The sequence below is a fragment of the Alteromonas sp. D210916BOD_24 genome, from assembly GCF_047159385.1.
Taxonomy (GTDB): Bacteria; Pseudomonadota; Gammaproteobacteria; order Enterobacterales; family Alteromonadaceae; genus Alteromonas.
Genome location: NZ_AP038333.1, coordinates 2,951,911 through 2,977,601 on the forward strand (window position 1 = coordinate 2,951,911; position 25,691 = coordinate 2,977,601).

Below are 25,691 nucleotides of genomic sequence, written 5' to 3' on the forward strand. Positions count from 1 at the left end.
CGTCACTGTATCAAAATTCTTCTGTACAGCAACTATAAAGGGCGCAGAAAGAAGATGAAAAGTCCTCACACACTAGCAATCGCTGCTTTTTTCACCAAGCGGATGAGAACTAAAGGATTAATTCTCATCTTGCGAATGATAACGCGCCATACACGGACATTGTTTTAACCCACTTTGCATGGCGAAAATGCGCCCTATTGCCACATTTTAATTCGAGGTGAGTTTTTTGGGGTCGAGTAACGCAGCCAATTCCTCCCGTGGAATATCGGTCATGGCTTCGGCCACATCCAATACGGGTTTGTTTTCCTGATAGGCCTTTTTCGCAATTTCCGCTGCTTTTGCATAACCAATGACAGTATTTAATGCCGTGACGAGCACTGGATTCCGATAAAGTGCCGCTTCCAGATTCTGCTGGTTTACGGTAAAACCTTTAATCGCTTGCTCACCCAATAATGTGGCACTGTTTGCCATTAAATTCAGGCTGGACAGCAAGTTTGTCGCAATCATAGGCAACATTACATTAAGTTCGAAGTTGCCTGACTGACCGCCAATGGTAATGGCGGTGTCATTTCCTATGACCTGTGCACATGCCATGGTCACAGCTTCTGGTATGACTGGGTTAACTTTTCCGGGCATGATGGAAGAGCCAGGTTGTAACGCAGGTAGCGTGATCTCGCCCAAGCCAGCTAGAGGACCCGAATTCATCCAGCGCAAATCATTGGCAATTTTCATCATAGTTACGGCAAGGCTTTTAATTGCTCCTGAGAGGGTCACGGCGGTATCTTGAGAACTAATTAGTGCGAAAAAGTTGTCTGCAGGTGTAAACGGAATATCGGTAAGCACCGTTAACGCTTCAGCAAATGCGGAAGCAAATTCAGGGTGGGCATTAATACCTGTCCCTACCGCGGTTCCCCCTTGAGCTAACTGTGTAATGGCCGATTGAAGCCCAGTGAGCGTTTGACGCTGTTGAGTTAACTGAGCCGCCCATGCATTGAGTGATTGATCCATTTTGACGGGCATTGCATCCATCAAATGAGTACGTCCAGTCTTACAGTACACAGAAACCGCATCAGCCTTTTCTTCGATGATTCCTATAAGACGATCAACCGCAGGAATGAGATGCGTATTCAGTGCAATGGCAGCGCTCACATGAATGGTGGTGGGGATAACATCATTAGAACTTTGCCCGTAATTAACGTGATCATTGGGGTGAACAGACTGAGTAGACTCTTGAGAAGCTAACTTGGCAATCACCTCGTTGGCATTCATATTCGTACTTGTACCAGACCCAGTTTGGAATATATCCACGGGAAAGTGTTGCATCACGTCATCCAGTGAAAGTAGTGAATCACATGCATTCACAATGGCCTGAGCACGCTCCTCATCCACCGTTTTCAACTTCATGTTTGCCATTGCTGCTGATTTTTTCACTGTGATCAAAGCGCGAATAAAAGACTCTGGCATACGCTGACCACTCATCGGAAAGTTTTGAATTGCACGTTGTGTTTGTGCGCCGTATAAGGCGTTTTTAGGAACCTGCAATTCCCCCATGCTGTCTTTTTCGATGCGTGTTTGCGTCATAATTTTAGCCCTTAAAACGATAACTTTAGTTAAGAATAGATCGACTACAGTGCCAACGTCTGTGTATGCATGTTTATTTTTAGCTTGGCCAGCGCAATTCGATCATTTTGATTTGTTGCATGCCGTTCCGCAGCCAATAAAGGGATGTATAGGTTGTCAAAAAGACACTGGCGCCACAATACATCCACATCTTGATCCCAAATACTACTGACCATGATTTCGAGTGCATGAAAGTAAACAGAAAACTTATCTTTGTCTTGCTGAAGCAACGAAGCGGTACAGTTCACTCCCCTGAGGTAATCACTCACCAGTGTGGGATTTACATTACCATTGTCATTGCCAAAGCGAACTTCGTTACTCACATTTCGTATGCTAGTCATCTCTTACTCTTTAGGGCGTGTTGACCTTCCCTGTATTACATACCTACATAGTTTATACAGACTATCTTATTCCTTTACAACAAATAGTAATGATAATTGTTAGCATTTACAATAATCCAATGTTATTCTACTCCGTAGCAATTGTGAGTATTTCAACAACACAATTCAGTCACCTTAGTGTGTCTTAGACAAATAAAAACACGAGGATAAGATCCATGTTAAAAAAGCTACTTTGTGGTGCAGCAGTACTTATGTTTGCTAACAATGTGCTTGCGGATGATTGCGCTATAACCGTCAAGAGCAATGATGCAATGCAATTTGACACCTCTAATATCATCATTCCCGCAAGTTGCAGTGAATTTACCGTTACCTTAGAACACACAGGGCAATTGCCTAAGCAAGCTATGGGGCATAACTGGGTGATGACGACCAAAGCAAACAGTCAAGCAGTGGCATCAGATGGCATGGGTGCAGGCTTAGACAATAATTATCTGAAACCTAATGACAGACGAATTATTGGTGCCACCCAAATTATCGGTGGAGGTGAGCAAGCATCTACAACGTTTTCCGTAAAGGGGTTAGATAAGAGCGAGGAATACATATTTTTCTGCTCGTTTCCCGGCCACATAGGGATCATGAAAGGAACGGTCACCTTGTCTGACTAGTTCGTGAAAAAAAAGCATAAGTGTCAGTTGTAAAGTGCTGACACTTTGTTCACCTGATAGCGATGCTGTAATAGATAGAAGAACATAAGGGAAGATTGTGGACACTACAGCGACGTCATCTAACCCAAGATTAAATAAGAACTCTGTTCCCAAAAGTGCGAAACACAAGTTAATTTCCACTGCTTATTTATCATCGTTTTCACACCGCCTTACTAGTACTAGGTGGCTTTATCCTCTTTTATTAATTGCATTACTTTGTGTTGAGAGTACCAGAGCGACCGTAGTCACCGTACTTGCAGATGCCTATTTTCAAGTTGCAGCTTTTGTTTATGCCTCACTTGCACTTTACTATGTCGCTACGCTGCGAATTCCTAGCCATGTCATCGCTAGCTTCATGCGTAAACACCCCATCTATGAAGTAGGCCTCTCCGCCATTCTTGGTGCATTACCGGGCTGTGGAGGCGCCATAATCGTAGTAACTCAATACACTAAGGGAGTGACAAGTTTCGGAGCAGTGGTGGCAGTACTTACCAGTACCATGGGTGATGCCGCATTTTTACTTCTTGCTCAAGCTCCTTGGGACGCGTTAACCGTGATGGGCATAAGCGTGGTAGTAGGTAGCGTCACTGGTATCACTGTCAACTATATTCACAGCCATCACGCGCTACGTTATGGGAATAAAGACTCCCTATATTGTCAGCCTATCTCCCCCCGGGCTCCCTTAACCAAGCGTATGGTTTCTATTTCACAACATTTCTGGTTAGTCGTGAGTATACCCTCTTTAATAATAGCCATCGCGCTTGCATTTCAGGTGCCTGTTAACCGCTATTTGGGTCTCAGCCAGACCTGGTTCAACGCTACCGGAGCAACGCTCGGTTTTGTAGCGATTGTGCTGTGGTCTCTCAGTGGCACAGATTTCGGCTATAGTTCATTGACCAAAGAAGATAAAGCGCCTCCTCCTGTAACGTGGAAAGCAAAAGCGGCCTTAGACACACAATTCGTTCTTGCCTGGGTAGTGTTTGCTTTTCTTTTGTTCGAGCTTTCAGCTATCTGGTTTGAGTTTGACCTTACCTCGAGCTTCGAATCAATGGGCAGCGGATTAATTGTACTTGCCATAGTTATCGGCTTTTTACCGGGGTGTGGGCCCCAAATTTTGGTGACCACTCTGTACCTCAATGGAGGGATCCCCTTTTCCGCTCAACTTGGTAACGCCATTAGTAACGATGGTGATGCATTATTCCCGGCCATCGCACTTTCACCTAAAGCCGCTATTATTGCTACGGTTTATTCTGCTGTCCCTGCATTTTTGGTTGGCTATGGTTATTGGTATTTATTTGAATAGCCAACAGAGCCTATTCTACTGTTGTAGACAGTGCTTCAGCCCAATTTATATTAAGTTCATAGTTGCCCTTTCGGGTTTTGTATTGAAAATAGGCCGTACTAAATGACAGGGCTTCTGGTTGCATACCTTCTGGCAGAGAAAAGGTCGTGTTGACCACTTGGAAAAATCTAAAACGATACTTCACAGGTTCGGTTATAAAATCTGGGTCTCCGTGAGTAAGCGTTGTTAACTCGTTACCAAGCTTACCGCTAACGGCAATATTCAAGCGCCCGTTAATCACGGCTTTATTTTGTTGAGATTGCAATAAAACCAGGCGTAACTGATAGTCATTACCTGTAAGGTGGAATACTTCTACGCCTTCGATCTGAAAACTTTTTTCAGACTTTTCCGGTGCCATGACCCGCTCATAGAAAGTAATTAATTCCTGTTGGGCATCCAGCTCCTTGCGCTGTTCTACAACGGTTTTAGTCATACTTTTAGTTTCGAGCATGGCTAACTCAAGTGCAACTTCTAACTGATTAACTTGTGTAATCAATTGATCATTTTCTTTCGAAAGAATATCGATGGTGTCTGATTGAGCAGCCACTTTTTTGCGAGCATCAGATTCAAAATTTTGGGCGAGTTTGTAGCCAAATCCCATCATTACTAATAGGAGCAATGCCACCAGCAGGGTCCATTTGTAGTTGCCCAATGTTGCTTTTAATTGATCTATTGTCATTATTACTTCGATTTTAGCGATGAACTCATTATTGCCTTTATTGGGTGTACTTTTCTACGTTGAAATAACCTGTATTAGCAAAGACAAAAACCTTGTATTCCTACCCGTACTTAACATTATGAAATTTAAGTGGTTGTGGTAAGCTTTCAATTACATAAAATCTACTGTATCACATCATGCACTTACAGGCTTTAAGAGAGGAATTAGCTCATCCCCGCACTTCCATTCAGTTGTGCTTGTTGGGCATTGTGGGTGGTAGCTGCGCAGCCGCTATTATTATTCTATTCAGGTTATGTGTAGAGTGGTTACAGGAAACGGGTATTACAACGCTGCAATCATACTTTAAGTATGATTGGATGGTTTGGCTTATCATGCCATTTGTCAGTATAACCATCATCCTCTTGGTCGCATTTCTTACAGGGTTCAAACACTATCGATTAGGTATTCCTTTTGTCATCCATCGAGTCAAATATTATTACGGCCAAATACCTTTCAGAACCACAATCAACCAGTTTTTCGGAGGTATGTCAGCGTTAGCTGGAGGATTTGTGGTAGGTCGTGAAGGCCCTTCAGTACATTTGGGGGCGTCAGGCAGTAGTTTTCTGGGTCAGTGGCTCAGACTTCCTTATAACAGCATTCGTATACTTGCCGGATGTGGTATTGCAGCCGGCATTTCTGCATCGTTTAATACGCCTTTTGCCGCGGTTATTTTTGTGATGGAAGTGGTACTTAGGGAATACAAAATACACATATTCGTACCCATAATGCTTGCCGCTGCATGCGGCTCAGTGCTAACGCGTATTGTGTTTGGCGAAGTGAATGAACTGTCGTTCCTGTCTTTTAATGCGTTTAGCCAGTGGATGTACTTTTACCTTGTGTTGTTAGGCATTCTTCTTGGTATGCTTGCAGTACTTTTTAACAATCAATTAATGCGTGTAATGACGTGGTTTAGGCCAGTTTCAATGGTATGGCGATTAATTTTGGCTGCCGTTATTACTGGCACTATTGGCATGGTGATCCCCGAAGCTCTTGGCGCCAATTTTATCGATGTAGAACACTTGTTTGACAGTTCACCCGGTGCCCTCTTATTAGTTTCTACCTTGGTATTTAAAGTAATACTTGCAGTGTTTGCTATCGGCTTAGGTATTCCCGGGGGCATTATTGGGCCCGTCATGGTTATCGGTATGTTAGCAGGAGCCGTTTTGCTGCTTCCATTGGCGTATTTTGTTAACGTTCCTGAATTCACCAGTAGTTTCGCCCTATTGGGTATTGCCGGTATGTTAACGGCTGTATTACACGCGCCGCTTGCGGCACTTTCCGCGGTAATGGAACTCTCTTACAGCCCGCAAATCATCTTACCTGCCATGCTGGTGATTGTTCCGGCCTACGTGACCTCAACCCAATTTTTCGGCAACCGTTCCATTTTTATTCGACAGCTCGACTATCAGAACCTTCCCTACGCCATTTCTTCCATACGCGAAGCACTGGAAAAGACGGGCGTATTGGCTGCGATGAATACAGAATATAAACTCTTTCACGATGCTCCTACCAAAGCGTTAAGTGATTACCTTGAGAAGAACCCCACCAAAATAGTGATTCAAAAATCAAAATTTGAAATAGATGTGCAGTATAAATTGGTCCAGTACAATGTCAGTTTAGAACACGATGCCACTGCCTTAAACTACTTCGAAATGGAGGGAATTAGCGCCCAGTCAACTCTCCATGAAGTCTATGAGCACTTAAAAAATACGCGCTCAGGGGCGGTTTATATATACGATCAGGAACTCAACGATATAGTTGGCGTTGTTACGTGGAATATTTTGCAAAGCTTCTTACAAAAGGCTCACTATTAATATGTACATCTTATGGTTTAAAGCCCTTCACATTTTTTTTATGCTGGCTTGGATGGCAGGTCTCTTCTATTTACCGAGATTATTTGTGTATCACGCGTCTGCGCAATCTCAAGTAGTTAGAGATGAATTTAAAATTATGGAACGGAGACTTTGGTTCTTTGTCACGCCATTCGCCTTATTAACTCTGGTTTTCGGCGTAGCGCTTATTGTAAGTTATGGTGGAACATGGTTTAAAATGTCAGGGTGGCTACATATTAAACTACTGCTATTGCTTGCGATTTATGGCTATCACTTCTATCTGTTTAAGTTATTAAAACAATTTGCACGAGATGAAAACCGACATTCCCCCCGTTTTTATCGCATTTTGAATGAAGCGCCTGTTTTATTGATACTCGCCATAGTTTGTCTAGCAGTAGTCAAACCTTTGTAGTCGAAGCATTTTTTGGCTATCAAAAAGTTTTAAACGGCAGGTATGGACAACACTCAAGGAGCCAGTGTTGCACCTGCCTTGGCTAGTGAGCGCGACTAAACGCAGTGCCGTTATACAGTTGACTCATTTCACTGGACTACTGATGTGTTAAAGGAACACGACAACATGGACGACTCAAACAAGCATTTAAAACACCTCATTAAGCAAACAGACTTGGCGTTTAATGCTCTTATGCGAGACCCAGGTTCAATGAGCTTAAATGCGCAATATGAAAAAGCGAAATTGGAGCTCGATAGCTATACCTCTTTGCTCAAGCACACGTTACTTAAGCGACATATTAAACGGTGATAAGGTTAGCTTTCGCAGCAAATCATTCAGGGGGATTTAACAAAGGTCTCAAATTGGTTAGGCAATGCTCCAGCCAGCTCTCCAGCTAAGCGTGTGTATTCATCAAGCATTAATGGCACCTGACGAACTAATAACGGTATGCTGTTATCCAGCTGCTCTTTCTGCTGGTCGTTTCTATATTTCAAAGCCAAATCTACATTTGCCAAGGTAGTAAACAACTTTAAACACCGAGACAGACGTATCTCAGGAAGCTCTTCCCCAGTTTTACTTTGCGAACTATCGCTGATCCTGTCCAGATACTTCCATGCGTTTTGCCACACTGGCTCGAGTTGTTTATGCACTTGTAGTAAACCAGTAAGCCAATCGACTAACTCACGTGACGGTCGATGGCCATTTTCGGTATTTGACAAAGACAAAATGGCTTGTGGTAGAGGGCAACGCTCCTCTCGCATAAGGGATAGGTGCACGCGCAAACCATTCATTAGTTCATCCGCTAATCTATCCACATCGCTATCGATCAACCGACTACCACTATCTTGTATTAACCAAGGCATCCACTGCTCAGGCATAGGGATCTCAGGCGCGGCTGCTACCGCGAAAATCATTCCATCCACGTGCGGTGCGCTGGGTAGCACACTTTTAAATGTGTCCTGTTCTACTAAGTTAGTAATGATTTCAATGGGTAAACCTTCACTCACTACCACCGTCCTATTTTAATTTGTGTTCTGTTTAGGGGCTGCTGATCTTTGGTGCTTAAAACCAATATGATAATGATTGGTTTAGCGAGACTGTTGCGTGCTCGCCGACCTATTGTCATGATAGCAAAACTAAACCAAGAGTCATTGTCATGGCAAAAGATAAATCAGGATATATTATCGCCGCAGCCTTTATCGGCCCGGGAACAGTAACCACAGCCAGTTTAGCAGGCGCAAACTTCGGCTTTCATCTAGTATGGGCACTGCTTTTTTCAGTGTTCGCTACCATTGTTTTGCAAGATATGGCCGCTCGACTTGGGGTGGCAAGTGGCCAAGGTCTTGCTACGGCAATGAAAAGTATGACGCACCAGCCCTGGTTAAAAAACTTATTTATACTACTGATTGTTAGTGCTATAGGTATAGGGAATGCGGCCTACGAGTCGGGAAATTTAACAGGAGCCGCTATTGGTCTCAACGCCTTTGTTCAGCTCGGCATTGGCCCTTGGGCGTTTTTATTGGGTGTATTGGCGGTCGCATTGTTATGGACAGGCAGCTACAAATGGATAGAAACGGTATTGGTCTATCTGGTTTTCACTATGGCAGGGGTGTTTTTTGTAACACTTTTGGTCGCCAAACCCGATATCCCTCTCATGTTCGCTCAACTGCTTACCCCACGTCTTGATACCGACGCCATCACTACTGTGCTTGCACTCATTGGTACGACGATTGTTCCCTACAACTTATTTTTGCACGCGAGCCTTGTGGCTAAATCATCCTATCAGCACGATAAGCAACAGGCCGTAGTAGCATGTCGACGTCAATCCGCAAGAGCCATAAGTATGGGAGGCTTGATTACACTTGTCATTATGGCGACAGCCATGATGGCATTTTTCAATCAGGCTGCCACTTTGGATGCTAGCAATATGGGCGAGCAGTTAAAGCCCGTGTTAGGAGATAAAGCGCAATGGTTTTTTGCTTTGGGCTTGTTTGCTGCAGGCTTAACCAGTGCAATTACCGCACCTCTGGCGGCCGCTTACGCGCTAACAGGCGCTCTGGGACTGAGTGATGATATGAAAAGCACGGGGTTTAAGCTGGTATGGTTGGTAATTATTCTCATTGGAGTCAGTGTCGCGGCATGGGGTTTTAAACCTTTACCGGCCATTATATTTGCCCAAGCCACCAATGCGTTGCTGTTACCAATTATTGCTATTTTCTTATTGGTAGTAATGAATAAAAGTGCCGCCTTGGGTAACTTTAAAAACAACTGGAAAAGTAATACCGCCGGTGTCATTGTGGTGGGCACGGTAATTGGCTTAGGGCTTTACAAACTAGTTAATATGTTCAGTTAAACACCGTTGCATTAAACAAGGCCCATAAACAGGGCCTGTTTCCATCACCGCGCAAGTCTGGTTAATATCTCGTCCAACATAGTTCGGCTACATCCAAAGTTAATCCTAAAATGATCCGCTTTGTGGAAATCGGCGCCCGGTGAGGGCCCCACCCCTTTCTGTTCTGCCCATGCCTGCACATTGTCCACACCCAGACCACTGGCATCTACCCAGGCTAAGAACGTCGCATCTGGTTTTAACATGCTTAACCCGTCAATCGCATTAATTGACTGGTATACGCAATCACGATTTACTCTTAAGTATTCAAGCTCTGCTTGATGCCAGTCATCACACTGAGTAAATGCTGCTTGAGTGGCGGCCAACCCCACAACTGTCACCCAAGGCACTATGCCTGCTGCGGCACTTGTAAACGCCTGACGCAACTGGCGATTAGGAATGATTGCAAAAGAAGTCCCCAAGCCAGCAATATTAAACGTCTTACTGGCTGCCATCAGGGTTATGCTGTTTTCTGCTAAATTTTGTTGGCGTCCTGCGGGAATATGGGTTTTGCCTTCATCCAAGATAAGGTCACAGTGAATCTCGTCAGAGCAGAGAATTACCTGATGTTTTTGACATATATCAGCTATGCGATCCAGCTCCTTTTCACTGAGCACAGAACCTACCGGGTTCATTGGATTACACAGGATAAACAGTTTGCATCTGGGATCGGCAGCTTCTTGCTCAAGCGCATCAAAATCCAGTGTATATCGCGATTTTTTCGTAGTCGGGTCGGTTTCTATGACAGTGCCGATATCGACTCTTTCCAAACCATTTAATTTGGGTGCCGCAAGCAGTGGTGGATAGTTTGGGGTTTGAATGAGTACTTTATCACCCGGTTGACAATAGGCTTTACACGCGACATTAAATGCAGGCACTACGCCCGGTGTCCACACCAACCACTCCGGCTCAATGTGCCAATTGTGTTTATCGTTCAGCCACCGTACTACTGCATTGATTGCTCCCTGATGGTGTGCAGGCAAGATATATCCCAGATTGCCGTGCTCTGCCTGCCCCTTAATAGCATCCAAAATAGGTTGAGCACAGCGAAATTCCGTATCTGCCACCCAAGCAGGTATGATGTCAGTACCTTTGTACTTTTGCCACTTGAAGGAAAACGTATCTTTTCTAGAAGGTGTCGAATCGAATAAAGCGCTCACATTACATTCCATTACTGCTCAATTATGGCACCAGTTTAGAAGCTTAGTGCACGAGAAACTAGGGGGTAATGGAGATTTCTGCGCATTCACGTGACTATTTGGCTGCACAAATGCGATTTTTTAGATCTGAGCAGCGTTTATCCAGCGGCACCATTTTTGTTGTGCACCGCTGCTTTTGATTTTTGAACCAGTTCTTGCATGCTCAACGGCTTAGCTAAAAAGCCTGCAACACCAAGCTTTCTTGCCTCCATTACCACTTCTTTATTGGGATCCGCCGTAATCAGCAAAAAAGGAACGTCCAAGCCGTTTGAGTGACAGGTCTTTAGCAAACTCAAGCCATCGTAGTCTGGCATCACCTGGTCGCTTATAATTAAGCTTAAGGTTTCAGAGGTTTGTTGAAGTAGATAGTCTCTCGCAAACTTACTACGAGTAAAAGTATATACCGTCGCATCGAGATGTGTCTCTAATGCTTCGGTGATGAGATCTAAGGTGATGGCATCATCTTCAACAACAGCTACAGAAAACACAACACTTCCCCTCAACTTCTTCTTGATTGTCGCTTAAGCACACACAGTAAAAGTGACATGAGTAAGCCTTTTTTAACACTATTTCAAGAATAGGGGCTTAAGAAAAATTTAACCACTAACCTTTGGTCGAAAAAGTTAAAAAAAATGCCCGCATTCAGCGGGCATTTTAAGATTTAATTTAATACGGTCTATCAAGACTTAGGTGCGCGTGACGCACGCTTACGTTCGTTTTCAGTAAGCAGTTTCTTACGAATACGGATTGACTCTGGTGTTACTTCTACTAGCTCGTCATCATCGATGAACTCAAGCGCTTGCTCAAGTGACATTCTGATTGGTGGAACCAGTGTTTGCGCTTCGTCAGTACCCGATGCACGAACGTTAGTAAGCTGCTTGCCTTTAAGAGCGTTTACAGTCAGGTCGTTGTCACGGCTGTGAATACCAATAACCATACCTTCGTACACTTCTACACCGTGACCGATAAATAGGCGACCACGTTCTTGAAGGTTAAACAACGCGTTAGTCAATGCTTTACCGTTTGCGTTAGCGATAAGTACACCGTTCTTACGCTTACCAATGATACCACCTTTGTACGGACCGTAGTGATCGAACGTGTGGTATAGCAAACCAGAACCAGACGTCATCGTCATAAATTCAGTTTGGAAACCAATTAGACCACGGCTTGGAATGACAAAGTCGATACGTACACGACCTTTACCGTCTGGAGACATATCCGTCATTTCAGCTTTACGCAGACCAAGCTGCTCCATAATAGAACCTTGGTGCTGTTCTTCACAGTCAATGGTTAACGTTTCGTAAGGTTCTTGTGTTGCACCGTCTACTTCTTTCAGAATTACTTCTGGACGTGATACTGCAAGCTCGTAACCTTCACGACGCATGTTCTCGATAAGAATACCTAGGTGAAGTTCACCACGGCCAGATACGCGGAATTTGTCCGGATCTTGTGTTTCTTCTACACGAAGTGCAACGTTGTGTACCAATTCGTCTTTAAGACGCTCTAGAATGTTACGTGAAGTGACGTATTTACCTTCTTTACCCGCAAACGGTGACGTATTTACCTGGAACGTCATGGTTACGGTTGGTTCATCAACCGTTAATGGAGGAAGTGCTTCTACTGTATTCACGTCACAGATTGTGTCAGAGATCTTAAGTTCACCAAGACCTGTGATTGCAATGATGTCACCCGCGTGAGCTGATTCAACTTCGTGACGCGCAAGTCCAAGGTAACCGTAAACCAAACCTACTTTACCGTTGCGCTTTTTACCATCAGCAGTAACCACAGTTACTTGTTGGTTAGGCTTCACAGAACCACGCTTAACACGACCTACACCGATTACACCTACATATGAGTTGTAATCTAGCTGAGAGATCTGCATTTGGAATGCGCCGTCGATATCGGCATCAGGAGCTGATACTTGGTCAACGATAGTTTGGAACAACGCCGTCATATCGTCTTCTTTAGTATCTGCATCTAATGATGCCCAACCGTTAAGTGCAGACGCGTAAACCACTTGGAAGTCAAGCTGTTCGTCAGTTGCACCTAGGTTGTCGAAGAGATCGAAAACTTGATCCATAACCCAATCAGGACGCGCGCCAGGCTTGTCAATTTTGTTGATAACAACAATTGGCTTAAGACCTTGAGCAAATGCCTTTTGCGTAACGAAACGCGTTTGTGGCATTGGGCCTTCCTGCGCATCTACAAGTAGAAGAACAGAGTCAGCCATTGACATTACACGCTCTACTTCACCACCGAAGTCAGCGTGTCCTGGAGTATCTACAATGTTAATACGGTAGTCGTTCCAGTTAATCGCCGTGTTCTTAGCTAGGATGGTGATGCCACGTTCTTTCTCGATGTCGTTCGAGTCCATTACGCGCTCTTCTTGCTCACCTCGAGATTCAAGGGTGCCAGACTGCTGTAACAGTTTGTCTACCAGGGTGGTTTTACCGTGGTCAACGTGGGCAATGATTGCGATGTTACGCAATTTACTAATATCAGTGGTATTCATGCTTATATAGAGCCTGTGTAAATCGATGCCGACTCAAAACGAATCGAATGAGTATGCATTAGATTTGTTGCAAAAAAATGCAGATAGAAAAATTTGCGCGGATTGTACAGAAAAACCTCGACGTTTGCGCACCTTTTTTTGATGGAATTGCGTTTTATTTTAATTCCTCTTGATATCAAGTCACCCAGTGTGACCTTTGCACCGAATTGATCTTATAAAGTGGCATCTGTCTAGAAAGTAATCTAGGCTAGAAGGCGTAAATCGACACCAAAAACACCATAACAGTGCAACAATGCACTGCATTGGTGCACAAAAATGTAATGGGAAGTGATCTCTGCCTTTGTACGCCACCAAATTCGCTAGGCATATAGATGGCATGATAATCGCTTTCACTTTTTCCACTGTTGGGATGAAGATGATCATTCCGCATTTTTACATTAAACCTGGAGGACACGATGTCAGTAGAAAAGGCATTAGAGCTGATTAAAGAAAGTGAAGCGAAGTTTGTAGATTTACGTTTTACCGACACAAAAGGTAAAGAACAACACGTATCTATCCCTGCGGGCCTAGTCGATGAAGAATTCTTCGAAGAAGGAAAAATGTTCGACGGCTCTTCAATTGCTGGTTGGAAAGGTATCAACGAATCAGACATGGTTCTTCTTCCAGACGCAAGCACCTGTGTTGTAGACCCTTTTGCCGAAGAAACCCAAGTAAACATTCGCTGTGACATCGTTGAACCTTCAACAATGGAAGGCTACGAGCGTGACCCGCGTTCTGTTGCCCGCCGTGCTGAAGAGTTCCTTAAGTCTACAGGTATCGGAGACACAGTGTTCTTCGGTCCTGAGCCAGAGTTTTTCTTATTTGATGACGTTAAATTCCATACTGATATGGCTGGTTCTTTCTACAAGATTGACTCTTCAGAAGCCAAGTGGAATTCAGGTGAAGAATTTGAAGGCGGCAACATGGCTCACCGTCCGGGCGTTAAAGGCGGTTACTTCCCAGTTCCTCCAGTTGATTCTGCACATGACATTCGCGCAGCAATGTGCCTTGTTATGGAAGAGATGGGCTTAGTTATTGAAGCGCACCACCATGAAGTGGCAACAGCAGGTCAAAACGAAATTGCATGCCAATTCAATACGCTTGTGAAAAAAGCCGACGAAATTCAAATTTACAAGTACGTTATTCACAATGTAGCCCATGCATACGGTCAAACTGCTACCTTTATGCCTAAGCCGCTTGTTGGCGACAATGGTTCTGGTATGCACTGTCACCAATCTATTTCTAAAGATGGCGTGAACATCTTCGCAGGTGACAAATACGCGGGTCTTTCTGAAGAAGCACTATACTACATTGGCGGTATTATTAAGCACGCCCGTGCGATTAACGCATTTGCTAACGCTTCTACTAACTCATATAAGCGTCTTGTGCCAGGATTCGAAGCACCGGTAATGCTTGCATACTCTGCACGCAACCGTTCTGCGTCTATCCGTATCCCGCACGTAACGAGCGATAAAGCACGTCGTATCGAAGTACGTTTCCCTGACCCAACGGCTAACCCATACTTGGCATTTACAGCCATGCTTATGGCCGGTATTGACGGTATTAAGAACAAGATCCATCCTGGCGATGCGATGGACAAAGACTTGTACGACCTACCAGCAGAAGAAGCTGCAGAAATCCCAACGGTTGCTAGCTCACTAGAGATGGCGTTAGAAGCACTAGATAACGACCGTGACTTCCTTAAAGCCGGCGGTGTTATGACTGACGACATGATTGATGCTTATATCGATCTTAAGTCTGAAGAAGTAACTAAGCTTAACATGACAACTCACCCAGTTGAGTTCGACATGTACTACAGCGTATAAGCTTATCTGTGTATAATACTTCATACTAAAGCCCGCTTAGCGGGCTTTTTTTATGTCCGTGGTTTAACTAGTATTAAGTAATGATCCTAATCAAGGTGTATTAGTGTGATCAAAGCCATTTATCACCGCCCATTGTTAATGTTAGTCGCTGTCTTCGTTTTGTTTCACGCGGGATATGTTGTCCATGCCCTACCCCAAGATCAATCCGCATTAACACTTAACGAGCATTCCACACAAGATGAAACACCCTTTGCTGAGACTTTGCCCTCATCACCTCCAATGAGAAAGCAGGCCAGTAAAGACAAAACCATTTATAAAATTATTGGCGTGGATGGTACAGTGACGTATACCGATAAAGCAGTGGAACAAGCTAAGGCCGTTGCGTTTGACGGTAAAACACAGAATGTGGTGAGTGCGCCTCCCCCACCCAAAATAACACTATCTCCTGCAACCCCTTCGCCCAAATATCAGGTTGCCATAGCCAGCCCAGCTCCCGAAGCGACAATTCGCAATAATAGTGGCGAGTTGACCATATCGGCTTATCAGCCCGCTCCCGACAAGGCGCCGACCTATCGATTGGTATTTGATGGAACACCAATTTCACAAAATAATTCTGGCGTCTTTCAGCTAAAAGGTATTCATCGCGGCGCACATAATTTTAAAGTTGAAATTACCAATAATACGGGCAAGACTCTTGCATCGTCTCCACTACAAACCCTTTACCTTCATCAGGCATCGGTGTTAATCAATAACTAATAGCGTGCAAAGTGTGGGCTTATAGCGCACCACAGCGGTTCAAAATGAAGTACTGTGATGAAACTGACATCGCACAAACGAGAATTGCACGCTACAATGCACAATTATGGTGCAAAGGAGACAGGCTCGGATGCATTCTACCGAGTTAGAGACACAACAACTGCTCAACAGTCTTAATACCGCGCTGGTAATGGTAAATAATAAACTGGTTATCGTTTATGCCAACCATGCAGGTGAAGCACTGTTTGAAACTGGCTTAAAGCAACTCATTGGACACCCTCTCCAAGATTTCTTTTTGCCCGGCACTATAGAAGTCACACGGCTAAAAGCAGCGATCAGAAAAGGCGAAGACTTTACCGAGAATGAAATCAAACTTGCCTTTCGCGATAACCGCTATGTTTCTGCCGATTTAACCGTCACTAATCTTCATCTTGAAGATGGTCCACGGCTTCTGTTTGAAGTAAAAAAAATTGATCAGCAAAAACGCATTTCCCGAGAGAATTTACAAAATGCGCAGCATTATGCTGCCCGTGAATTAGTTCGGGGTTTAGCTCACGAAATTAAAAACCCGTTGGGGGGCATACGCGGCGCTGCTCAACTATTAGAAAAAGAGTTGAGCGAAGAACACAAAGAATTTACTCAAATGATTATTGAGCAATCAGATCGCTTGAGAAATTTGGTCGATCGATTACTGGGACCGAACTCTTTACCGCGCTTTGAGTGGAGTAATGTTCACCAAGCCCTCGAAAAAGTAAGAAGTCTTATGCGGGTGGACTCTGATAACCCCATTACCATTGTGCGTGACTATGACCCAAGTATTCCCCAACTACTTATCGATCCGGATATGATCCAACAAGCTGTTTTGAATATAGTGAGAAATAGTGTGCAAGCGTTAAACGAGAGTAAGACGCCGCACCCACAAATCAGACTGGTGACGCGAATTGAGCGGCAGATGACAATTCAAACCAAGCGTCATGCACTCGTGGCCAAAATCAAAATCATCGATAATGGTCCCGGTATTCCAGCAGAACTGAAAGACACACTGTTTTACCCCATGGTAACCAGCAAACAAAATGGTTCAGGGCTAGGGTTATCCATTTCACAAACATTAATTAACCATCATGGGGGCAAAATCGATGTCGATAGCTACCCGGGACACACCGAATTCGTAATTTACATTCCAATAGATCGCAAGGAGACAGACGATGACAAATGAGTCTGTGTGGATCGTCGATGATGACAGTTCCATCCGCTGGGTACTGCAAAAAGCCCTTCAGGCAGCTGACATTAGCTGTCTAAGTTTCGAAAATCCTGAAGATTTATTGCTTCAACTGCAAAGCGGCCAAGCGCCGGAAGTGATTATTTCCGATATAAGAATGCCGCAAATGGATGGCATGGCACTCTTAAATGAAGTGCATAATGCTCACCCTATGTTACCGGTTATCATAATGACTGCACACAGCGACTTAGACAGTGCAGTTAATGCATACCAAAAGGGCGCCTTTGAATATCTGCCTAAACCGTTTGACGTTGACGAGGCCGTAACGCTAACCCAGCGGGCTATAGCTCATGCTAGGGAACAATCCACTTCTTCGAAAGTACAACAAGACGATACCGTGACAGAAATTATCGGCGAAGCGCCAGCTATGCAAGAAGTGTTTCGCGCGATAGGCAGGTTGTCTCGTTCTTCAATCAGCGTACTTATTAATGGTCAATCAGGGACTGGTAAAGAGTTGGTCGCCCATGCGCTTCATCGACACAGTCCTCGCGCAGCCAAGCCCTTTATCGCCCTAAACATGGCAGCAATTCCCGCTGATTTGGTCGAGTCAGAGTTGTTTGGCCACGAGAAAGGTGCATTTACTGGCGCACAGGCAGCACGACAGGGCCGGTTTGAGCAAGCCGATGGTGGCACACTGTTTCTCGATGAAATAGGCGATATGCCATTAGACGTACAGACGCGCCTGCTTCGGGTGTTGGCCGACGGTCAGTTTTATCGCGTAGGCGGTCATCAATCTGTCAGTGTAGATGTGAGAATTATTGCGGCTACCCACCAAAACTTAGAACAACGGGTGGCACAGGGTAAGTTCCGCGAAGACTTGTTTCATCGATTAAACGTCATACGCGTTCACCTGCCTTCGCTGGCCGAGCGACGAGAGGACATCCCATTACTCACGCGGCATTTCTTGAGAAGGGCTGCAAAAGAGTTAGATGTAGAAGCAAAGAGTATCTCAAAAGATGCTGAACGCTTAATGTCTCAGTTGCCATGGCCAGGAAATGTCAGACAACTTGAAAACGTCTGTCGTTGGCTAACTGTCATGGCAAGCGGCCAGGAAGTATTACCGAGTGATTTACCACCAGAAATACACAGCGACAGTGCCATTGAAAAACCCAGTGCAGAAGCCGGCGAATGGCCTGATTTGCTCGCCGCATGGACAGACAAGCAATTGCGTGAAGGGCATCACAATATTCTAAACGATGCCATGCTGACCTTTGAGCGGGTCATGTTGGAGCGTGCACTCCACCACACCCACGGACATAAACAAGATGCAGCCAAAAGACTGGGATGGGGACGGAACACGCTAACCCGTAAACTTAAGGAGTTAGGTGTAAATTAACGCATAAAAAGCCAAAAAGGGCATTTGCGTGCCCTTTCAATTTCCCTTAGCCATCTTCATACACCAATATGTCGCCAGGTTGGCACTGTAAATGGTGACAAATTGCTTCTAATGTTGTGAACCGAACGCCTTTAACTTTGCCGCTTTTCAATAACGACAAGTTTGCCTCAGTTATTCCAATTTTCTGTGCCAGATCTTTAGAGCGAATTTTGCGCTTCGCCATCATAACGTCAAGGTTAACAAGAACAGGCATCACACAATCTCTTTGCTTTCTTTATCTAATTCTGCGGCAGCGCTAAATAAGTGAACTAGCACAGGTAAGCACAGCACTATAATTAAAGTCATGGGGTTAAGACTTATATCTATTGACCTATTCGGCACTACTAGGTAAGTCGCCAAGGGCATCAGTGCCATATTATAACAAACATAAAAAACCGTAATCCAAGTTACGTATCTTAAGTAAATAAGTGTCTTTTTTGCATAAAAAAGCCCTCGGCTCAACGCAAGTAAAAGACGCTGAAGAAAATAGAATCCAAGCAACCAGCATCCAACTAAAGGAGAGAAAACGGTTGCTAGTAAGAACTGAGACTCTTTGTATTGATGCCACAAGGCATCAAACTGATTGCCTCCAAAGGTCACCCACCACTGCCCTTGTGACACAAAGCCATAGATGGCAATAGTGAGAACAATACCTACAACAGCAAACAGCATCATTCGCGTATAGTGACTAACCCTTTTTAGATTTTCTATAGATTGCATTGCGCGCTCTTCTTGTCCTTTTTTCGATCAGTGTACGGCACCGCAATCAACATAACAAAAAACCTCGCCAGACAGAAATATTTTATTACAAAACACATAAAAATTATTGCAAAACAATAATTACTTTCTTTTACACTTAATAAAAACGTCGAGGTTATTATTATGATGAATCACACGAATGAAGCGCTACATTTTCGCTGTAAACGCAGTGATCTGCGTTGGATACTGATTACGACTCTGCTCATTGGTCTGCCAGGATGTCGCATTTGGGACATGGCAACCTTCCAGTGGAAAAATGAGAATGCGAAAATTGCGTGGCAAAGTGCAGACAAAAAACTCGTAGATGACGCCATCACTCGAACCGTGGTGCCTTTTACTATGCTCAATAACCACATTTTGGTGAATGTGATAGTTAACAAAACCACGCCCCTGACTTTTGTACTAGACTCGGGCGCAGCTGCCACAGTCATTGCCGAAACCGATAAAACCAATGCACTAAAGTTACCTACGAATAAGCCAATCACGATAGGGGGAGCTGGAAGCAGTATGGCGCCGACGGCTTACATCGTGCACGACGCCCATATTCAATTAGGTGGGTTTTCTATCTCTGATCTATCGGTAATTTACGCACCAACATCCGCAATGCCGTTTCGCAGTATAGATGAAACTTATTTCGACGGTGTACTTGGCGCTGACTTTTTTAATTGTTGTCTTGTAGAGATAAACCACGAGACTAAGAAATTGATAATTACCAAACCCGACGAGAATAGCAGGGCGCTTTATCGCACCGAGCAGTGGCATGAAGTCTCAATGCTTGTAGAGAGCAATACGCCCTACTTCACCACGACACTTCGCGATAGAAGAAAACTGATAACGGTAAAACTAATGCTGGATACTGGCTCGACAGGTACATTGAGCTTATTTGCCCAAAACGACCGTTTTGCGTTGCCCTATAAAACCTTTGTAGCTACAAGTACCGGAATTCAAGGGGATTCGACTAACCATGTGGGTTTGCTACCTCAATTCTTTTTTGGTGACACCACGTTTGATCATCTGCCCACATTCTTTAGATTTGAAGGGAGTAATTCGCAAGACGGAAGCGACGGGGTACTGGGTAATCAAGTTTTGAAACGATTTAACACAGTATTTGATTTTTCTACAGAACGCATTTGGTACCAACCCAACAAGCAATTTACTTCCTTTATAGGTACAAATCGTTCTGGCCTTCGCTTGCTACCCCATTCACGAGGTGCCATTGTCTTAGACGTAGCTGAAGATACCGGGGCATTTGCGGCCAATATTCCAATCAACAGTATCATCACTGAATTTGAGGGAGAGCCGGTTACCCATGAAAGCTTCGATAAACTGCAAATGGCGCTAAGTCACCCCAAAAGAGAAACAGTGCCACTTTGTTGGGAATTCAAAAACCAGAAACTCTGTAAAGAAATACGGCTTGATTCAAGAATTTGATGTGGATGCACTCTAAGTCAGCTAACAATTAAAAAGGCAAGTTAAGGGCAGTGTTTACTGCCCTTTAGTTAACAGTGCTGTCATACCTTTATTGAAACTACGTACCCACTTCATACTAAATTGTCCTTTTGCACTTCTATTGATAGCAATGACGGCATCTTTCTTTGACAACACGTTGTCTTCATTATGCGCACGGGGGTGTGTCATGGCGTCGTATGTATCAATAATGGCGAGCAATTTTGCGCCCTCACATATATCATCTTCTTTGATGCCCAGTGGATAGCCCGTACCATCGGTGCGCTCGTGATGTTGCATAACTATTTTTCTCGCCATATCCCATTGATCAAGGTGCTCTAATAACCGAGCGCTCTTGTATACGTGGGATCGCATCAGGTTAAATTCAATTTCACTTAACCCGTCACCCTTGTGCAGCAGTTTTAGCGGCATAAACGCCATACCAAAATCGTGCACATAACTGGCAACGGCAAGTTGGTCGCTATCTACTGGGTTACCTGCCACATCGTTAATATACATTGCTAACTTTGCTATACGGTCGCCCCTTCCAGACCAATAAGTAGAGCGACGTTCAATGCTCTGCATCAAATCTCGGAAAAACAATATATCTTGTTTTTTCTCACTGCTGATTTCTTTGGGGATACCCGTAGCGGCAAGTGTCGGTGGTTTTATCTGCACAGCTTGCGGATCATCGCCATCCGTTACTACGTCCAATGCAGGGTTTAACAGTAACACCGCTTCAGTAAGCCGCTTTTCGTGCTCATCACTGTTGTCAGGAGTAACGCGTGAGATAGCCAGTACGAGCTGCTCATGCAGTGTGTCGTCATATTCAGCCGTGCCGTTTGACATCACGTTTTCAACAAAGGCTTTTACGCGATCCATGGTGAGTAGCACCAGATCACTCATTGTACTGGTGTATGCCACCTGGCCTTTTCGAAGATAATCTAAGAGGTCTTCAACGTGCTGTAATAAAGGGATCATGGGAGAGAAGTTGACTAGCCCCAAGTCTCCTTTAATGGTGTGAATAGAACGAAAAAGCGCTCTCTGTAACTCATTGTCTTCTGGGCGTAACTCCAACTCAATAAGTGTTTGCTCACTCGCTTCATAGAGTTCGTTTATTTCCTCCATTAGGTCATTGAGAATATCTTCTTCTAGGTCATCTGGAGTAAATGTTTGCATATAAATTACCGAGTTAAATTTCGCTTAGGTTTATTTTGATTGTAAACAGGTATTGGCAAAATTTCCTCACCCATGAGTAGAGAAACCCACCAATTTAATGCTAAAGGATAATCTCTTATATGATTTTTGTCGTTTTTATTATAAAAACTCATCGGACAAGTGTACGCTGAAACTTCTACTATACTGCGCGCGACATTTGTATCTAGGAGTTGTTTTGATAGCTTTATTACGCGTTCCCGTACTTTTTTGTGCTTTTTTATTGATAAATCTGGTTTTACTCGTCATCTGTCTGGTGCGCCCCTTTCACCAAAATAATGTTCATATCGCAGGTCAACTTTATTCGTTAATGGCGCGAATTGTGGGCTTAAAAATAGTCGTACAAAAAGATCCTCAGGTAAAAATTAACGAACCCTATGTGTTTATTGCGAATCACCAAAATAGCTTCGATGTCATTACGATCTGTAAGGCTGCACTCCCTGGTGTAGTCACCATAGGAAAAAAAAGCCTGAAATGGATCCCCGTCTTTGGCCTGATATACTGGCTTTCTGGCAACATCCTTATCGACCGGAAAAATTCAGGCAAAGCGCGTAATACTTTAGATATCGCCGCCAATCGCATTGCCAAAAAGAAGACTTCAGTATGGCTATTCCCTGAAGGTACACGTAGCTACGGCCGCGGCATCCTGCCGTTCAAACAAGGCGCTTTTAGGCTGGCGAAAACCACCAATGAGCCTGTAGTGATGGTCACTGCCAGTAATTTGCATAAAAAAGTGAAGTGGAATCGTTGGGACAATGGTGTTGTTCTAATTGATATTGCTGCTCCAGTGCCATTGAGTGAAGCACACTCAATAAAAGGGTGGATGAACTTCTTTAACGACGAAATGAAACAAAAATTTGCACAACTTAATACTCAGGTCGATGAACTTGAGAAAAGCAGGTAAACTTGCTGCAAATTTTTTATGAGTGCTTATCATGAACCAGTTTGATGAAAGAGAAGAGTGGTACGAGTTCAATCAAGAAACCATTGACGCTTTACTTGAAGATGGCAGCCAGGCGGATGCCGACTACACCATTGAGCATCACCTTGCCAGCAGTGACTTCGATGTATTAGAAAAGGCAGCTGTAGATGCTTTTAAAGCCGGTTTTGAAGTGACCGATGCAGAAGAGCTAATTTTAGATGACGGTGAAACTATTTTTTGCTTCGATGCTATTATAGAACGCAAGCTCGACATTGAGCAGCTTAATGCCGATACCGACGTCTTACTTAAAATTGCCGATAAACAAAACGTGACTTATGACGGCTGGGGAACGTATTTTGAGCCTCGTGAAGAGGGCGATTTTGAAGAGGACGACGACGATTTTTACGACGACTAATCAAGTCGACATTAGGCCACATTAAGTCACCCTTCAGCTTTGGTTCATCTTTTTCCGTCAACAATGACCCTGTCATTATTGATTGGAAAAGGATGCACAAATGAAAACCTTCCTCATTTATTTCGCAACACTCTCTGCAATAGCGCTGTTGCCCGTGCTTACTCCGTCGGCAGCTAACGCGCAAGAAAGCTCAAGCAAACTATCTGTTACGTCTAAAGAGTTTCGCTATGACAAGCCCTATGACGCGCTTGCAATCAAATCTGCGACGAAACCGTCATCGCAACACGATACTGAGCATAGTAGCTCTGTGAGTGATGAGAGCGAAGAGGTACACGATGCCTTTGATAAAACAGCCCGTGAACACAAGTATATGGGTGTGAGTAAAAGTGCCAACAGCATAACGGTAAACAGTGTAAACGAGTATTGGATATACGAAACCTGGGTGACCCTTCACAGCGATTTAGACGCAGATGGCTATCACTCAACGTTTTCCGTGGAGTTTGACGCTGACACGATATTTACGAGTGCCCCTGTCTATGCTGTGCTTTACCTGGGCAGAAATGGAACCTATGACGCCATTCACGTGTCATCAGAGTTTTACATATATGGGGAAGATTCTACCGATACTTTTACGATAGAAAGCACGTTGGTTTCCGGTTTTCCTTCAGATGATTACGATATTTTGCTCGAATTGTACGATGCAGACTCTGAAACCTTAGTAACATTCACCGACGGATATGATGATGCAGCCCTCGCTTACGTTCCTTTAGAAAGTGAAAATAATGAATATGTTATCGAAGACAGAGTAATCATCGTGGAAGAGCACGGCGGTACCTGGAGTTTGTTGTCTCTTATATTTATCTGTGGCGTAGTAGTGATAAGACGTATATTAAATAGGTAATATCGGTCACAGCGTTTATCTTCTTCACCCCAAACGCGATCTTCAATATCGCGTTTGGCATTCTACCTGTGTGCATTTATTTGCTGCCGTCAGCACAATCTCATTGTTCCTGAGTGAGTAAACTTTTTTTTCGTGCAGTTTTAGCCACTATGCGATCATTTTGTTCCCGAACAGCGTAACTTACTGTCTTGTTTCAAAGCTTTGGTGTTACAAAACGTTACTTTACTTATAAATTAATTTTGCAAAGCCGTTATAATTTTTTGGTAACTCTCTGAAATAGATGCCAGAATAGAACAAGCTAAACGAGATTTTTGGACTAGTGTTAATGCCGCAGCGAAACACCACAACCGCCTTTTTCTCCTCCAATCGCCGCCGTTTTATTAAAGGGGGTGCAGCACTGGGGATCACGGCTGGCGTTACTCCGTTTGCGATTGGCAAGCCTAAACCTACCTTAAGGGTAATGGGCACTCACGTTACGCTGCAAGAAACTCTCCGCCAACGCGCAATGGAAGACTTAGGCATCAACATTGTATTTGACCCCGGTGGTAGCGCCACGGTTCTTCAAAAAGCGTCTATGAACCCTGCCTCTTTTGACCTTTATGAACAATGGTCAAACAGTATAAATGTGTTGTGGCGGGCTCATGCAATCCAGCCTATCGAAAAACAACGAATTCAATATTGGGATGAAATTAATAACTTATCCAAGACGGGGATACTTACCAAAAATGCCCGTATGGGAGCAGGTGATGCCCCTCACAAAATCATTAACGTTCAAGATGATGGTTCTTTAGGAGAGAGGCACACAGATAAAATCAGCTTCTTACCTTACGTACATAATGTTGATTCTTTTGGTTACGACAAAAACCAACTTCCTAAAGAGCTAAGCAACGAACCTGAAAGTTGGGGCTGGTTATTAGACAGCCGCTACTCAGGCAAAGTGGCTATTGTCAATGATCCTACCATCGGGTTATTCGATTTGGCCCTTGCAGCACAAGCAAAAGGATTTGTGCGGTTTAATGACATTGGCGCCATGACTGAAACGGAATTGGATGATTTATTTAGCGTCTTGATAGAGCTTACACAACTCAACCACTTTAGCGGATTTTGGACTTCGGTTCCCGAATCAGTTCAATTTATGAAAAGCGGTCGAGCTGCCATTGAAAGTATGTTTTCACCGGCGGTATCCGCCTTAAATGGGCAAAATATTCCTGTCACCTTTGCAGCGCCCAAAGAAGGTTACAGAGGATGGCATGGTGTCATGTGTCTATCATCTTCATGTGAAGGAAGAAGTAAAGACGTGGCCTATGAATATATGAATTGGTGGCTATCAGGATGGCCCGGTGCCTTCATCGCTAGACAAGGATATTATATCTCTAATCCCGAACGCTCTGCACAATATCTGTCAGAAGCCGAATGGAATTATTGGTATAAAGGGCAAGTGGCTTCAGAGCCGCTGAGAGGCACGGATGGCAAAGTAAGCGTGCAAAAAGGTGCTCAACGAACAGGTGGTAGTTATGAAGAACGCTTCAGTAACGTAGCGGTATGGAACACGGTAATGCCCACCTATGAATACAGTTTACAAAAATGGTATGAGTTCATTACCTCTTAAGCTTGCCCACTACTAATATAAAAATAGGAAAAGGCCTAATT

General features: G+C 44.1%; 25 protein-coding genes. 15 read left to right on the forward strand and 10 right to left on the reverse strand.

Translation table 11 applies throughout. The features are described 5' to 3' along the window. Positions 1–207 precede the first annotated feature (207 nt). Both ACMCM8_RS12890 and ACMCM8_RS12895 read right to left on the reverse strand, forming a co-directional pair. Positions 208–1,581 carry a class II fumarate hydratase gene (locus ACMCM8_RS12890; protein ID WP_412723022.1) on the reverse strand — a complete coding sequence of 458 codons (1,374 nt, stop codon included), beginning with the start codon at positions 1,579–1,581 and terminating at the stop codon, positions 208–210. A gap of 44 nt (positions 1,582–1,625) precedes the next feature. After that, entirely contained in the window at positions 1,626–1,961 is a 336-nt protein-coding gene (locus tag ACMCM8_RS12895; RefSeq protein WP_412723023.1) for a hypothetical protein, read from the reverse strand. A 215-nt stretch (positions 1,962–2,176) separates the two neighbouring features. Between ACMCM8_RS12895 and azu the strand changes: the two genes are divergently transcribed. Further along, positions 2,177–2,626 (forward strand): azurin, encoded by a 450-nt coding sequence (gene azu, locus ACMCM8_RS12900; RefSeq protein WP_412723024.1) that lies wholly within the window; start codon positions 2,177–2,179, stop codon positions 2,624–2,626. A 97-nt stretch (positions 2,627–2,723) separates the two neighbouring features. After that, positions 2,724–3,968 carry a putative manganese transporter gene (locus ACMCM8_RS12905; protein ID WP_412723025.1) on the forward strand — a complete coding sequence of 415 codons (1,245 nt, stop codon included), beginning with the start codon at positions 2,724–2,726 and terminating at the stop codon, positions 3,966–3,968. 10 nt (positions 3,969–3,978) lie between these two features. On the opposite strand, the gene ACMCM8_RS12910 is transcribed toward ACMCM8_RS12905, so the two are convergent. After that, a complete protein-coding gene (locus ACMCM8_RS12910) occupies positions 3,979–4,686 on the reverse strand; it encodes a DUF6776 family protein (RefSeq protein ID WP_412723026.1) in 708 nt (235 codons plus the stop codon). A gap of 176 nt (positions 4,687–4,862) precedes the next feature. On the opposite strand from ACMCM8_RS12910, the gene ACMCM8_RS12915 reads away from it, so the two are divergent. The 3 genes from ACMCM8_RS12915 to ACMCM8_RS12925 all read left to right on the forward strand — a co-directional run bounded on the left by ACMCM8_RS12915 (position 4,863) and on the right by ACMCM8_RS12925 (position 7,317). Then, complete coding sequence (locus tag ACMCM8_RS12915; RefSeq protein ID WP_412723027.1) at positions 4,863–6,539, forward strand: chloride channel protein; 1,677 nt, start codon at positions 4,863–4,865, stop codon at positions 6,537–6,539. Position 6,540: 1 nt separating this feature from the next. Continuing rightward, on the forward strand, positions 6,541–6,969 hold the full coding sequence (gene hemJ, locus ACMCM8_RS12920; protein WP_412723028.1) for a protoporphyrinogen oxidase HemJ: 429 nt from the start codon (positions 6,541–6,543) through the stop codon (positions 6,967–6,969). Positions 6,970–7,134: 165 nt separating this feature from the next. Further along, positions 7,135–7,317: a hypothetical protein gene (locus ACMCM8_RS12925; protein ID WP_412723029.1), complete on the forward strand. Its 183-nt coding sequence runs from the start codon at positions 7,135–7,137 to the stop codon at positions 7,315–7,317. A gap of 26 nt (positions 7,318–7,343) precedes the next feature. Here the strand turns inward: ACMCM8_RS12925 and ACMCM8_RS12930 are convergent, their stop codons facing one another. Further along, on the reverse strand, positions 7,344–8,015 hold the full coding sequence (locus ACMCM8_RS12930) for a UPF0149 family protein (protein WP_412723030.1): 672 nt from the start codon (positions 8,013–8,015) through the stop codon (positions 7,344–7,346). 149 nt (positions 8,016–8,164) lie between these two features. Between ACMCM8_RS12930 and ACMCM8_RS12935 the strand changes: the two genes are divergently transcribed. Then, entirely contained in the window at positions 8,165–9,361 is a 1,197-nt protein-coding gene (locus tag ACMCM8_RS12935) for an Nramp family divalent metal transporter (protein WP_412723031.1), read from the forward strand. A 44-nt stretch (positions 9,362–9,405) separates the two neighbouring features. On the opposite strand, the gene ACMCM8_RS12940 is transcribed toward ACMCM8_RS12935, so the two are convergent. The 3 genes from ACMCM8_RS12940 to typA form a co-directional block, all read right to left on the reverse strand. Beyond that, complete coding sequence (locus ACMCM8_RS12940) at positions 9,406–10,557, reverse strand: MalY/PatB family protein (RefSeq protein ID WP_412723032.1); 1,152 nt, start codon at positions 10,555–10,557, stop codon at positions 9,406–9,408. 137 nt (positions 10,558–10,694) lie between these two features. Then, positions 10,695–11,084 (reverse strand): response regulator, encoded by a 390-nt coding sequence (locus ACMCM8_RS12945; RefSeq protein ID WP_412723033.1) that lies wholly within the window; start codon positions 11,082–11,084, stop codon positions 10,695–10,697. 191 nt (positions 11,085–11,275) lie between these two features. After that, on the reverse strand, positions 11,276–13,108 hold the full coding sequence (gene typA, locus ACMCM8_RS12950) for a translational GTPase TypA (RefSeq protein WP_412723034.1): 1,833 nt from the start codon (positions 13,106–13,108) through the stop codon (positions 11,276–11,278). Positions 13,109–13,563: 455 nt separating this feature from the next. On the opposite strand from typA, the gene glnA reads away from it, so the two are divergent. From glnA to glnG, 4 genes are all read left to right on the forward strand, one after another. Further along, entirely contained in the window at positions 13,564–14,973 is a 1,410-nt protein-coding gene (glnA, locus tag ACMCM8_RS12955) for a glutamate--ammonia ligase (protein ID WP_412723035.1), read from the forward strand. 105 nt (positions 14,974–15,078) lie between these two features. Then, positions 15,079–15,729 (forward strand): DUF4124 domain-containing protein, encoded by a 651-nt coding sequence (locus tag ACMCM8_RS12960; RefSeq protein WP_412723036.1) that lies wholly within the window; start codon positions 15,079–15,081, stop codon positions 15,727–15,729. Positions 15,730–15,859: 130 nt separating this feature from the next. After that, entirely contained in the window at positions 15,860–16,945 is a 1,086-nt protein-coding gene (gene glnL / locus ACMCM8_RS12965) for a nitrogen regulation protein NR(II) (protein ID WP_412723037.1), read from the forward strand. Then, positions 16,935–18,344, forward strand: a complete 1,410-nt coding sequence (gene glnG / locus ACMCM8_RS12970) for a nitrogen regulation protein NR(I) (protein WP_412723038.1) — start codon at positions 16,935–16,937, stop codon at positions 18,342–18,344. The genes glnL and glnG overlap by 11 nt, the downstream gene beginning before the upstream one ends. A 46-nt stretch (positions 18,345–18,390) precedes the next feature. Here glnG and ACMCM8_RS12975 read toward each other — a convergent pair whose 3' ends face one another. After that, complete coding sequence (locus ACMCM8_RS12975; RefSeq protein ID WP_412723039.1) at positions 18,391–18,597, reverse strand: helix-turn-helix domain-containing protein; 207 nt, start codon at positions 18,595–18,597, stop codon at positions 18,391–18,393. After that, a complete protein-coding gene (locus tag ACMCM8_RS12980; protein WP_412723040.1) occupies positions 18,597–19,103 on the reverse strand; it encodes a hypothetical protein in 507 nt (168 codons plus the stop codon). The genes ACMCM8_RS12975 and ACMCM8_RS12980 overlap by 1 nt, the downstream gene beginning before the upstream one ends. A 162-nt stretch (positions 19,104–19,265) precedes the next feature. On the opposite strand from ACMCM8_RS12980, the gene ACMCM8_RS12985 reads away from it, so the two are divergent. Continuing rightward, positions 19,266–20,573 carry an aspartyl protease family protein gene (locus ACMCM8_RS12985; RefSeq protein WP_412723041.1) on the forward strand — a complete coding sequence of 436 codons (1,308 nt, stop codon included), beginning with the start codon at positions 19,266–19,268 and terminating at the stop codon, positions 20,571–20,573. A gap of 54 nt (positions 20,574–20,627) precedes the next feature. Here ACMCM8_RS12985 and ACMCM8_RS12990 read toward each other — a convergent pair whose 3' ends face one another. Continuing rightward, the gene (locus ACMCM8_RS12990; protein WP_412723042.1) at positions 20,628–21,767 is read right to left on the reverse strand and encodes an HD domain-containing phosphohydrolase; all 1,140 of its coding nucleotides are present in this window, start codon (positions 21,765–21,767) and stop codon (positions 20,628–20,630) included. Positions 21,768–21,981: 214 nt separating this feature from the next. Here ACMCM8_RS12990 and ACMCM8_RS12995 point away from each other — a divergent pair, with 214 nt between their 5' ends. From ACMCM8_RS12995 to ACMCM8_RS13010, 4 genes are all read left to right on the forward strand, one after another. After that, positions 21,982–22,707 carry a 1-acylglycerol-3-phosphate O-acyltransferase gene (locus ACMCM8_RS12995; RefSeq protein WP_412723043.1) on the forward strand — a complete coding sequence of 242 codons (726 nt, stop codon included), beginning with the start codon at positions 21,982–21,984 and terminating at the stop codon, positions 22,705–22,707. 31 nt (positions 22,708–22,738) lie between these two features. Continuing rightward, positions 22,739–23,140 carry a ribonuclease E inhibitor RraB gene (gene rraB / locus ACMCM8_RS13000; protein ID WP_412723044.1) on the forward strand — a complete coding sequence of 134 codons (402 nt, stop codon included), beginning with the start codon at positions 22,739–22,741 and terminating at the stop codon, positions 23,138–23,140. Between the two features lie 100 nt (positions 23,141–23,240). Beyond that, positions 23,241–24,041 carry a choice-of-anchor H family protein gene (locus ACMCM8_RS13005; RefSeq protein WP_412723045.1) on the forward strand — a complete coding sequence of 267 codons (801 nt, stop codon included), beginning with the start codon at positions 23,241–23,243 and terminating at the stop codon, positions 24,039–24,041. A gap of 325 nt (positions 24,042–24,366) precedes the next feature. Beyond that, positions 24,367–25,650: an ABC transporter substrate-binding protein gene (locus tag ACMCM8_RS13010; protein WP_412723046.1), complete on the forward strand. Its 1,284-nt coding sequence runs from the start codon at positions 24,367–24,369 to the stop codon at positions 25,648–25,650. The last annotated feature ends 41 nt before the right edge of the window (positions 25,651–25,691 follow it).

Coding starts and splice junctions, on each gene's coding strand:
- ACMCM8_RS13005 (WP_412723045.1), top strand. CDS start 23,241: ATGAAAACCTTCCTCATTTATTTCGCAACACTCTCTGCAATAGCGCTG.
- rraB (WP_412723044.1), top strand. CDS start 22,739: ATGAACCAGTTTGATGAAAGAGAAGAGTGGTACGAGTTCAATCAAGAA.
- ACMCM8_RS12980 (WP_412723040.1), bottom strand. CDS start 19,103: ATGCAATCTATAGAAAATCTAAAAAGGGTTAGTCACTATACGCGAATG.
- ACMCM8_RS12985 (WP_412723041.1), top strand. CDS start 19,266: ATGATGAATCACACGAATGAAGCGCTACATTTTCGCTGTAAACGCAGT.
- ACMCM8_RS13010 (WP_412723046.1), top strand. CDS start 24,367: ATGCCGCAGCGAAACACCACAACCGCCTTTTTCTCCTCCAATCGCCGC.
- glnG (WP_412723038.1), top strand. CDS start 16,935: ATGACAAATGAGTCTGTGTGGATCGTCGATGATGACAGTTCCATCCGC.
- azu (WP_412723024.1), top strand. CDS start 2,177: ATGTTAAAAAAGCTACTTTGTGGTGCAGCAGTACTTATGTTTGCTAAC.
- ACMCM8_RS12925 (WP_412723029.1), top strand. CDS start 7,135: ATGGACGACTCAAACAAGCATTTAAAACACCTCATTAAGCAAACAGAC.
- hemJ (WP_412723028.1), top strand. CDS start 6,541: ATGTACATCTTATGGTTTAAAGCCCTTCACATTTTTTTTATGCTGGCT.
- ACMCM8_RS12990 (WP_412723042.1), bottom strand. CDS start 21,767: ATGCAAACATTTACTCCAGATGACCTAGAAGAAGATATTCTCAATGAC.
- ACMCM8_RS12975 (WP_412723039.1), bottom strand. CDS start 18,597: ATGCCTGTTCTTGTTAACCTTGACGTTATGATGGCGAAGCGCAAAATT.
- ACMCM8_RS12915 (WP_412723027.1), top strand. CDS start 4,863: ATGCACTTACAGGCTTTAAGAGAGGAATTAGCTCATCCCCGCACTTCC.
- glnL (WP_412723037.1), top strand. CDS start 15,860: ATGCATTCTACCGAGTTAGAGACACAACAACTGCTCAACAGTCTTAAT.
- typA (WP_412723034.1), bottom strand. CDS start 13,108: ATGAATACCACTGATATTAGTAAATTGCGTAACATCGCAATCATTGCC.
- glnA (WP_412723035.1), top strand. CDS start 13,564: ATGTCAGTAGAAAAGGCATTAGAGCTGATTAAAGAAAGTGAAGCGAAG.
- ACMCM8_RS12935 (WP_412723031.1), top strand. CDS start 8,165: ATGGCAAAAGATAAATCAGGATATATTATCGCCGCAGCCTTTATCGGC.
- ACMCM8_RS12910 (WP_412723026.1), bottom strand. CDS start 4,686: ATGACAATAGATCAATTAAAAGCAACATTGGGCAACTACAAATGGACC.
- ACMCM8_RS12890 (WP_412723022.1), bottom strand. CDS start 1,581: ATGACGCAAACACGCATCGAAAAAGACAGCATGGGGGAATTGCAGGTT.
- ACMCM8_RS12895 (WP_412723023.1), bottom strand. CDS start 1,961: ATGACTAGCATACGAAATGTGAGTAACGAAGTTCGCTTTGGCAATGAC.